Source organism: Roseovarius aestuarii, from assembly GCF_019966515.1.
Taxonomy (GTDB): domain Bacteria; phylum Pseudomonadota; class Alphaproteobacteria; order Rhodobacterales; family Rhodobacteraceae; genus Roseovarius; species Roseovarius aestuarii.
Genome location: NZ_JAIMIB010000050.1, coordinates 1 through 2,891 on the forward strand (window position 1 = coordinate 1; position 2,891 = coordinate 2,891).

Annotated in this window: 2 protein-coding genes; both read right to left on the minus strand. The window is 60.7% G+C overall.

The window, feature by feature from the left end; all coding sequences use genetic code 11:
• Window positions 1-131 precede the first annotated feature (131 nt).
• Window positions 132-1,583, minus strand: coding sequence for a phosphonoacetaldehyde dehydrogenase (gene phnY, locus LC334_RS22870; RefSeq protein ID WP_085802621.1), 1,452 nt, complete (start codon window positions 1,581-1,583; stop codon window positions 132-134).
• Window positions 1,584-1,661: 78 nt separating this feature from the next.
• The coding region (gene phnA / locus LC334_RS22875; protein WP_223413140.1) for a phosphonoacetate hydrolase at window positions 1,662-2,891 on the minus strand (1,230 nt) is incomplete at its 5' end.

Sequence of the window (2,891 nt, forward strand, 5' to 3'; positions counted from 1 at the left end):
CCAAGCCTTACGCGCGTCGGAGGTGTTGGATTCGCCTTCGGTGTGGATGATTTTTTCGGGCAATTGCTCACCTGTGGATAAAAAAGCGGGGCCGTTGGTGTGGGCCCCGCAGGTTGGGAGATATCGTTGGCTTATCTGGGCCAGGGGAGAGAGTAGGTCTTGACGTTTGTGAAGAACTTCATCGCCTCGGTGACGCCTTCCTTGACCGCGTTGCCTGAGTCCTTGATGCCGCCGAAGGGGGAGGTTTCGATCCGGTAGCCGGGCTGTTCCCAGATGTTGCAGGTGCCCACGTCGAGCCCGTTAATGAAGGCGATGGCGCGGTTGAGGTCGTTGGTGCAGACGCCCGAGGAAAGCCCGAACTGGGTGCCGTTGGAGATGCGCATGACCTCGGCGTCGTCATCGGGCACGCGCACGATCGGCACGATGGGGCCGAAAGTTTCTTCCATCACCAGTTCGCTGTCATGGGGGACGTGATCGACCACGATGGGTGGCAGCAAAGCCCCCTGACGGCCCGGGTGATAGAGGATCTCGGCGCCTTGCTTTTCAGCGTCCAGAACGCGGTTCTCGAACACTTCCGCCGCCTGGGCATGGATGACGCAGCCCAGCTCTGTCTCCGGATCCTGCGGATCACCAAATTTGATCGCTTTGGCCTTGGCCAGCACCTTGGGCACGAAGGCGTCGGCCACGCTTTCCTGCACCAGGATGCGCTTGATCGCGGTGCAGCGCTGGCCGGAATTACCGGTGGCCCCCGCCACGGCGATGGTGGCGGCCTTGTCGAGATCGGCATCGCTGAGGTCATTGAGCACGATCAGCGGATCGTTGCCCCCAAGCTCCAGCGCCTGGCGCTTGTAGACGCCTTTCGAGGCAATGATCTTGCCCACCGGCACGCCGCCGGTGAAGGTGATGATGTCGATATGCTCGTTGGTGATCATCTCGTCGCCAATGTCCTCGGGCCGCCCGGTGACCACCTGGAACATCTCGGGCGGCAGACCAGCCTCGTAGAGGATATCGGCCAGTGCGATGCAGGTCAGCGGCGTCAGCTCCGTGGGCTTGCAGACCATGCAGTTATTGGTCGCAATGGACGGCGCGATCTTGTGGCTGACCATGTTGAGCGGATGGTTGAAGGGCGTGATCGCGCTGATCGCCTTGACCGGTTCGCGCAGGGTAAAGATCTTGCGGTCCTTGCCGTTATGGGTCAGATCGCAGGAAAAAATCTCACCATCATCATTCATCGCCTGGGCGGCGGCAAACTGATAGACATCCTGCGCCCGCTTGGTCTCGTAGATCGCGTGCTGATGGCAAATCCCCAGCTCCAGCGTCAGCCATTTCGCCAGATAATCCCGGCGCTCGCCAATCAGCTCTCCCGCGCGTTTGAGGATTTCGCTGCGCTCATAACGCGTCAGCTTGGACTTGTAATTCGCCGCGATCTCGAAGGCCCGCGCGGCGTGCTCGGCCTTGCCCGCCGGCACGGTGCCCACGACCTCGTCAGTGTAAGGATAAAGCACCTCGACCACGTCATCGGTAAACACCACCTCGCCGCCAATGCGCATGCCCTCGTTGCGGATTTCGATACTGTCTTTCATGGCTAAGCCCCTTTGTTAGAGCGTTTCCAGGAAAAGCGGATACCGGTTTTCCGTCCGGAAACGCGTAATTTAAACACCCTAAAGCGCCGCGGCGGTGGTGGCATAGAAGAACGCATCAAAGTTGCGCAGCTCCGGCTTTGACGGCAGGTCGATCACCCGGTTCACGATGAAGGGCACCTCCTGTTCGGTCAAGCCGCCGTGGCTGCGCAGCGGCTCCTTGAGGGCGGCCAGGTCGTGGCGATGCTCGGACGTGCCGATGCAGATGTTTTCGCCCGAGATCATCACGATATCGCCGATCCGGTCGCCCGGAAGCTCGAACCGGCGGATCGCCTCTTGCTTGTCGACGACAAGGATCAGCTCCTCGCGGGCCTGCAATCTGGCGATGATATCCGCCACATCCGCCCCCTCGGGCAGATAGGCCGTGCCAAACCCGCCAAGCGCGCCGTGATGCACCACGTAAGGATCGGTGATCGGCAGGATCACACGGGCGGCGTCCTTGCCCAGCCACTCGTCCATCAGGTCCTGCACGTAGATCACGTTGGGCGAGCCATCCGCATGGTGCTTGGGCTTCATGCCATGATCGGCGGTCACCACGATGGCCGCGCCAAGCGCATCGAGCTCGGTGAGGTATTTGTCGAACATCTCGTAGAACGCTTTGGCCTCAGCGTCATCGGGCGCGTATTTATGCTGCACGTAATCGGTTGTGGTCAGGTACATCACGTCCGGTTTCCACTCGCGCAGAAGCTTCACGCCCGCGGCAAAGACAAATTCGCTCAGCTCCGCCGAATAAACCTGCGGCTGTGCCATGCCGAGCCACTCGCTGGCCTTCTCCTGGCCGTGCTCCTTCTGCGTCGAGCTGTCGGATTTCTCGGCCGAAAAGCATTTGGCGCGATCGTCGTCAAAGCTCAGCCCCGCCCCCAGAAGCGCGCGCAGCTTGTCCTTGGCGGTGACCACGGCCACCCGTGCGCCGGCATCGTAGAACTGCTTGAAGACCGTCGGCGCGCGCAGGAACCGCACATCGTTCATCATCACCTCGTCGCCGGTCTCCGGGTCAATCAGGTAATTGCCGCAAATCCCGTGCACTGATGGAGGACGGCCCGTCGCGATGCTCAGATTGTTCGGGTTGGTAAAGCTTGGGATCACCGAATGCGCCAGCCGATCCGTCCCCTCCTCCCGCATCCGCTTCAGCGTCGGCATCAACCCATCCGCTATCGCAACATCAAGATACGCAGGCTCACACCCATCCAAACAAATCCCAATCGCACATACCTTCGGCACAGAATAAACACGAGCATTCGCCTCAATAGG

Coding starts and splice junctions, on each gene's coding strand:
- phnY (WP_085802621.1), bottom strand. CDS start 1,583: ATGAAAGACAGTATCGAAATCCGCAACGAGGGCATGCGCATTGGCGGC.